Raw genomic sequence first — 7,382 nt, forward strand, 5'->3', positions numbered from 1 at the left:
GCCGCGACGTTTGCGCCGAGCCAGGGTTCGAGCGAGAACTTCCTGTACGGGTTATCGCTGAAAACGCGCAATGCAACGGGCTGGAATGCCGAGGCGGTGGCGTCTTATTTCGACATCACGCAGAGCATTGCGCGCACGGCGAACTCAGGCGTGCCGGGTAACGGTCCAGGCACGATCGCTTTCGGCGACGGCACCGGCTGGAAGACACTCGACCTGCGCACGACATGGACGCCAGAATCGCCGACGGCAGGGCTCGCTGCCCACTGGCTGTCGTTCGGTTACCACTACGACGACTATTTCCTCGACAACGAAACCTACAACACGGCCGCGTGGCGCGACGGAGGCGGGACATCGTTCGCCAATGCATTCGGCGGACGCACGCAAACGCAAGCCGTCTACGCGCAAGACGCGTGGCGTTTCCTGCCGCGCTGGAAATTCACCTACGGCGCGCGTTACGAGAACTGGAATGCGTACGACGGCTCGCGGGCGATCGGCGCGACATCGCTTGACTACGGTGAAGTCAGCCAGAGCCACTGGTCTCCCAAGGCGTCGCTTTCCTTCGATGCCACGCAAGATCTTTTGCTACGTGCATCGATAGGACGCGCCTACAGGTTTCCCACCGTCGGCGAGTTGTTTCAAGGGCAGATCACGGGTTTGTCGATCGTCAATAACAACCCGAACCTCAAGCCCGAGGACGATCTCTCGAAGGAGCTGACGGCCGAGTGGCAACACGGCAACGGGGTGTATCGGTTCACGCTCTTCCAGGACGATGTGAAGAACACCTTGTTCAGCCAGACGAACACCACAGTGATACCGAACATCACCAACTTCCAGAATATCGACAAGGTGCGCTCGCGCGGCATCGAGACGAGTTATGAAGGGCAGGACGTGCTGATCCATGGCCTGGATCTGACGGCGGGTGTGGCCTACACGCAGTCGAAGATCATCGCGAACAGCGGCAATCCGGCGTCAGTGGGCAAATATTTTTATCGGATTCCGTTGTGGCGCGCGAACGTCGCCGCGACGTGGCGTGCGACGAGCCAGAGCGCAATAACTCTCGCCGCGCGCTATTCGGGCCGCGAGTACAACACGCTGACCAACACCGATACGAACCCGAACACCTACGGCGGGACCAGCACGTACACCGTCGTGGACGCCAAGTTCACCTTCCGGCCGACCAAGCGGACCGAGCTTGGAATCGGCGTCGATAACCTCTTCGATCATCGCTATTACGTGTTCCATCCGTATGCGGGCCGGACGGTTTATGTCGAAGGGCGTATCGGGATCTAGGCACCTTAAAAGGACAACTCACATGCAATCCGCTTCTCTTTCCGATGCCCGCGTGCTCGCGCGGCATCGTCTGCTCTGGCGCTGGCATTTTTATGCTGGCTTGTTTGTCATGCCGCTCTTGCTGGTGCTTGCGATCACCGGCACGCTGTATTGCTTCCAGCCGCAGATCGAACCGTTGCTGTATCACGACCGGATGATCGTCAGTGCCCGCGCCGAACCGCGTATGAGCCAGCAGGTGTTGCTCGCGAAAGCCACCGCCGCCGAGCCGCGCGATGCGACGCCGACGACCGTCGTCGTCAACAACAATCCTCGCCGCAGCGCCGAGTTCGTATTCAGGCTTCGATCGGGCGGGAGTGAAAGCGTTTATATCGATCCGTATAACGGCGCAGTGCTGGGACGGTTGAGCGTCGAGAACCGGTTGATGAAGCAGGTCCGCAATATTCATCGCGGCTTGCTGCTGGGCAAGACCGGCGAAATCGTAATGGAGCTTGCCGGCTGCTGGACGCTCGTGATGATCGCTACGGGCGTGGCGTTGTGGTGGCCGAAAGCGCAACAGAAGAACGGCCGTTTCATACCACGTTTGTCGTCAGTGAAAGGTCGTGCGCGGTGGCGGGAGTTGCATGCGGTCGGTGGTGCATGGCTCGCACTCGGCGCATTGTTCTTCGTGCTGAGCGGCCTGCCGTGGTCGAGCACGTGGGGCAAGCAGTTCAAGGCGCTCGCGACGTCGGCACAACTCGGATACCCGAAGGGCGCGTGGGGCAAGGCGCACGTACATTCCGCAACGCCCGCACCGGCGATGAACATGGCCGATCCATCGATGGCCGGCATGAAGATGGACGACCTGCCGTTACCGCAAACGCCCTGGGCGGTCGGCGCAACGCATGTACCAGACAGCGCCGCCGATGCAACCCATTCCACGATTGCGCTCGATCAGGTGATCGGCATTGCAGCGCAGGCGGGGGTGAAAGACGGCTACGACATTGCGTTGCCCACCACGCCACAGGGCGTATACACCGTCTCCTACTTTCCCGCGAATCCGCAAGACGAACGCACGCTTCATATCGACCGATACAGCGGCCGGATTCTCTCGGACATCGCTTACGGTGATTACGGACGTGTGGCGCAGTGGATTTCGTATGGCACTTCGCTGCACATGGGCCGCTATTTTGGCGTGGCGAATCAATTGCTCGCCTCGGCAATCTCGCTCGGGCTCGCCGCCATGACCGTGAGCGGTTTCGTGATATGGCGCAGGCGCAAGCCCGGCCGGGCGGTAGGTGCACCGGCGCGGCCGGCGTTGCACCCGCCGATGCGCGCGTGGGCGATCGGCTTGACGGCGCTTGGCATCGTTTTCCCGCTGATGGGGTTGACGATGCTGATCGTGTGGCTTTCGGATCGCGTGCTGTTCAGTCCCGGAAGAATCGCCAGCACGCGATGATTCAGGACGGCTTCGGTCCGAACTTCAGCCGCGCCAGTTGCTCGGCTTCGTTTGCGAGCAACGTGGCGGCGTCGCGGATGGCGATTTCCAGCGTGATCGGACCGGGGGCGGGCGAAAAGCAGCCGCTGAAATATTCCGATAAACGCGGCAACGCCGCCGGATCGATCGCGCCCGACAGCAACGAGGCCTCCACGCCAAACGCTCGCGCATGCTGGCACGCGATGAACGGCGCCTTGCCGTGCAGCGTCTGCACGTCGGAGCGTCCTTCGCCGGTGATGAGCCAGTCGGCGCCCTCGAGCGCGGCATCGAGACCCACTTCCCGCGCGACCACTTCCGCGCCCGCCTCGAAGCGCGCGCCCAGCATGTGCAGCGCAAAACCAAGACCGCCTGCCGCGCCGGCGCCGGGTTTATCGCGTGCTTCGAGCTTGAGCGCAGGCTCCAGGACATCGGCGAAATGGGCGAGGGCAGCATCGATGCCCGCGATCTGCTCAGGCGTCACGCCTTTTTGCGGGCCGAAGATCGCCGTTGCGCCGTGCTCGCCGGTGAGCGGATTGTTCACATCGGACATGCCGGTGAATTCGGCCTCATACACACGCGGATCGAGCCCCGTTGCATCGATGCGCGCAATTCGCGCCAACTGCGACGGCACGGGTTCGAGCGTGTTGCCGTCCACATCGAAGAGTTTCAGGCCGAGACCCACGAGCAGCCCGGCGCCGCCGTCGTTCGTGCTGCTGCCGCCAAGCGCCACATAGAACTTGCGCACGCCGAGATCCAGCAGCGTGCGGATTGATTCGCCCATGCCGAGCGTGCTGCGTTCCGCAACTGGCACGGCCATGCCGTCGGGGTCCGTGATGCCCACGACTTCCGCCGTCTCCACGATCGCGCTGCCATCGGCGAGGAGGCCCGTCGCGGCATCGCGCCGTTTCGACGACGCCCCGCGCACGTTGAAGAGGCGCCGCTCGCCACCGGCGGCCAGCATGGCGTCGAGCGTACCTTCGCCGCCATCGGCCATGGGAACGATACGGATGACGGCATCGGCACGGGCGCGGCGAATGCCGCCTGCGATCGCTTCGGCGACCTGTTCCGCGCTAAGCGACCCCTTAAATGAATCGGGCGCGATGACGACGACGGGGGGCGTGGAGGAATGGAAGGAGGGCATGTTGTCTCGTGTTATGGAATTTGCCTGAAATCTATCGGCACGGCCCGAATTAATCAAACCTTATGCATCCTGCGCATGCTTCCAATGCGTGCGGGAAATGGAAGGGCTGCGGGAGAGCGGCGTAAGCCGCCAGTGCGCGCGGATTCAAAACCTGCCCGCAGCGGCGCGTCCTACCCGAGAAACCCACCTAAAAACTGCGAAAACAGGTCCGTTTCGACGGTATTTGCACTCCCGACTCCCGAACCGGCGTGATGCTTGCAAATAGTTTGGTAAAATGTTTGGCTCTGTTGACTCAAACCGGCGTGGACGGTTGCACAAGCGGTTGAATTAGCGGTTTCCTGTCCGGCTTGCTGAACGCTTCTGCGAGCCGCTGGCATTTCAGGAGCCGCATTCAGGAACCGCGAGACGCTGAGCGCCTTACGCGGCGCGAGATCGAACAAGAATTGACCCGATACACGAACCCGAATACTCGATTTACTCTAGGACGATAGAAGCCATGGCTAACGTTGTTGAAAACCTCGGCAAGCTCGAACGCCGTGTGACGATCTCCCTGCCGAAAGATACGGTGCAAAAGGAAGTGGACTCGCGTATTCGTCAGTTGGCGAAGAACGTGCGCATGCCAGGGTTCCGCCCGGGCAAGGTGCCGCTCAAGATGGTCACGCAGCAGTACCAGGGCCAGGTCGAAGCCGAAGTGCTGAGCGACAAGGTCGGCAAGGAATTCTTCGACGTCACGCGCACGGAAAACCTGCGCGTTGCAGGCCAGCCGAGCTTCGCACCGAAGGTGGCTGAAGGTGAGGTCGCTCAAGACTATGCGTTCGACGCCACGTTCGAGGTGTACCCGGAAGTGAAGGTCGGCGACGTCGCGACGGCCGAAATCGAGCGTACGGTGACGACCATCTCGGAAGCCGAGATCGACCGCACGCTGGAAATCCTGCGCAAGCAGCGCGTTCACTTCCACGCTCGCGGCGAAGGTGGCGAGCACGGTGACGGCGGTGCGGACACGGCGGCCAAGGACGGCGATCGAGTGACCATGGACTTCGTCGGCAAGCTGGACGGCGTGCTGTTCGAAGGCGGCAGCGCCGAAGATTTCACCTTCGTGCTCGGCGAAGGCCGCATGTTGCCGGAATTCGAAACCGCGGCGCTCGGCCTGAAGGTCGGCGAGTCGAAGGAATTCGACCTGAAGTTCCCGGACGATTATCACGGCAAGGACGTGGCCGGCAAGACGGCTCAGTTCACGATCACCATGAAGAAGATCGAATGGCCGCATCTGCCGGAAATCGACGCTGACTTTGCCAAGTCGCTCGGTGTGGAAGATGGCGACATCACCAAGATGCGCGGCGAGATCAAGGACAACCTGGAGCGCGAAGCCAAGCGCCGCACGCAGCAAATCGTGAAGAATCAGGTCATGGACGCGCTGCTGAAGATCTCCGAACTCGACGTGCCGAAGGCGTTGGTCGAGCAGGATCAGGAACGTCTGGTGGAAATGGCGCGTCAGGATCTGCAACAGCGCGGCGTGCCGAACGCAGCCGACGCGCCGATCCCCGCAGAAATGTTCGTGGAACAGGCTGAACGCCGCGTCAAGCTGGGCCTGGTTCTGGCCGAACTGGTCAAGGCAAACGACCTGCAGGCAAAGCCGGAACAGATCCGTGCTGAAGTCGACGAATTCGCGAAAAGCTACGAGGACCCGAAGGAAGTCGTCCGCTGGTATTATTCGAACCAGCAGCGCCTCGCCGAGATGGAAGCGTACGTCGTGGAAAGCAACGTCGTCGAATTCGTGCTCGGCAAGGCACGAGTGAACGACAAGGAAGTAAGCTTCGAAGAGTTGGCCAGCGCGACGGCGCAAGCGTAAGCAGCGTCGGAAAGGCGTGCAGGGCCGTCGGGGTGACGGGCCGGCACGCCTTTTTTGCGTTTGTGCAGGATCGACGTTTTCGGCGCCGGGTTTGCAAGTCATTGCAAGTCACCGTGTTTGGCCTTATCCAAGGATGTTGCTTGTCGTTCAGTATCCCTATTCCGAACAAGGAAATTGCATGACCTATCGCGCTCAATTACTGGACTCGCTCGCGTCAAACGCGCCGCATGATTTCGAAACCAAGGCGCTGGGTCTGGTGCCGATGGTTGTCGAAACTAGCGGCCGCGGCGAACGTGCCTATGACATCTACTCGCGCCTGCTGAAAGAACGTGTCGTGTTCCTGGTCGGGGAAGTGAACGACCAGACGGCCAACCTGGTTGTCGCGCAGTTGCTGTTCCTCGAAAGCGAAAATCCTGACAAGGACATCAGCCTGTACATCAACAGCCCGGGCGGTTCGGTCTCGGCCGGCATGGCGATCTACGACACCATGCAGTTTGTGAAGCCCGACGTCGCCACGCTGTGCATGGGCCTCGCCGCAAGCATGGGCGCGTTCCTGTTGGCAGCAGGCGCCAAGGGCAAGCGCGTGGCGCTCCCGAATGCACGCGTGATGATTCACCAGCCGCTTGGCGGCGCGCGTGGGCAGGCATCGGATATCGAAATTCAGGCGCGGGAAATCCTGTACCTGAAGGAACGTCTGAATCAGTTGCTGTCGCACCATACCGGCCAGCCGGTGGAGCGTCTCGCGCGCGATACCGACCGCGACAATTTCATGTCGGGCGATGACGCGCAGGCGTACGGTCTTGTCGACCAGGTTCTTCACAAGCGTCCCTGAGTTGTAACGCGCCGGACTCGGGAATGACCGGTCCAGCCGACTGTTTTATTAAGTAGACGTTGCGGATCATTGCTGTGCAGCGGTCTGATTCGCAACGGCAACGCAGCAAGGAAGCCCGGCACACCATGCTGGAGCCGACGCGCGAAATGGCGTTAAAGCACACGCCACACACGCTTTCACCTGGTGCACGTGCCGTTTCTGCGCGGGTGAATTGAGCGGCGTATTATGTAATCGAGTGTCCGGAGGCTCACACATCCATGGCGGACAAGAAAGGTTCGAACAGCGAAAAGCTGTTGTATTGCTCGTTCTGCGGCAAGAGCCAGCACGAGGTCAAGAAGCTGATTGCCGGTCCTTCCGTATTCATCTGCGATGAATGCATCGACTTGTGCAACGAAATCATTCGCGACGAGGCAGCGGGCGCGGCGGAAGAGGCCGGCCTGACGAAATCGGATTTGCCGAGTCCGCAGGAAATCAGCGAAATCCTGAACCAGTACGTGATCGGTCAGGACCGCGCGAAGCGCATTCTTGCTGTGGCGGTTTATAACCACTACAAGCGTCTCAAGCATCTCGAGAAGAAAGACGATATCGAGTTGTCGAAGAGCAACATCTTGCTGATCGGACCCACGGGTTCGGGCAAGACGCTGCTCGCGCAAACGCTCGCACGCATGCTGAACGTTCCGTTCGTTATCGCAGACGCAACCACGCTCACGGAAGCGGGTTATGTCGGCGAGGACGTCGAGAACATTATTCAGAAGCTGCTGCAGAACTGTAACTACGAAGTCGACAAGGCTCAGCGCGGGATTGTCTACATCGACGA

Annotated in this window: 6 protein-coding genes; 5 read left to right on the forward strand and 1 reads right to left on the reverse strand. The window is 60.8% G+C overall.

All coding sequences use genetic code 11. The annotated features are described in order from the left end of the window. On the forward strand, positions 1–1,290 hold a 1,290-nt coding region (locus ACFFAR_RS19130; RefSeq protein WP_174363697.1), incomplete at its 5' end, for a TonB-dependent receptor domain-containing protein. Positions 1,291–1,312: 22 nt separating this feature from the next. After that, entirely contained in the window at positions 1,313–2,725 is a 1,413-nt protein-coding gene (locus ACFFAR_RS19135; protein ID WP_174363698.1) for a PepSY domain-containing protein, read from the forward strand. Position 2,726: 1 nt separating this feature from the next. Here ACFFAR_RS19135 and ACFFAR_RS19140 read toward each other — a convergent pair whose 3' ends face one another. Then, complete coding sequence (locus tag ACFFAR_RS19140) at positions 2,727–3,884, reverse strand: glycerate kinase (RefSeq protein WP_174363699.1); 1,158 nt, start codon at positions 3,882–3,884, stop codon at positions 2,727–2,729. A gap of 496 nt (positions 3,885–4,380) precedes the next feature. Here ACFFAR_RS19140 and tig point away from each other — a divergent pair, with 496 nt between their 5' ends. The 3 genes from tig to ACFFAR_RS19155 form a co-directional block, all read left to right on the forward strand. Continuing rightward, complete coding sequence (gene tig / locus ACFFAR_RS19145) at positions 4,381–5,733, forward strand: trigger factor (protein ID WP_075357780.1); 1,353 nt, start codon at positions 4,381–4,383, stop codon at positions 5,731–5,733. 178 nt (positions 5,734–5,911) lie between these two features. Beyond that, positions 5,912–6,565, forward strand: coding sequence for an ATP-dependent Clp endopeptidase proteolytic subunit ClpP (gene clpP / locus ACFFAR_RS19150; protein WP_056353750.1), 654 nt, complete (start codon positions 5,912–5,914; stop codon positions 6,563–6,565). A 257-nt stretch (positions 6,566–6,822) separates the two neighbouring features. Continuing rightward, positions 6,823–7,382 (forward strand): ClpX C4-type zinc finger protein (locus ACFFAR_RS19155; RefSeq protein WP_174363700.1); only part of this gene is annotated, 560 nt, incomplete at its 3' end.

The organism is uncultured Caballeronia sp., assembly GCF_964243625.1.
Taxonomy (GTDB): domain Bacteria; phylum Pseudomonadota; class Gammaproteobacteria; order Burkholderiales; family Burkholderiaceae; genus Caballeronia.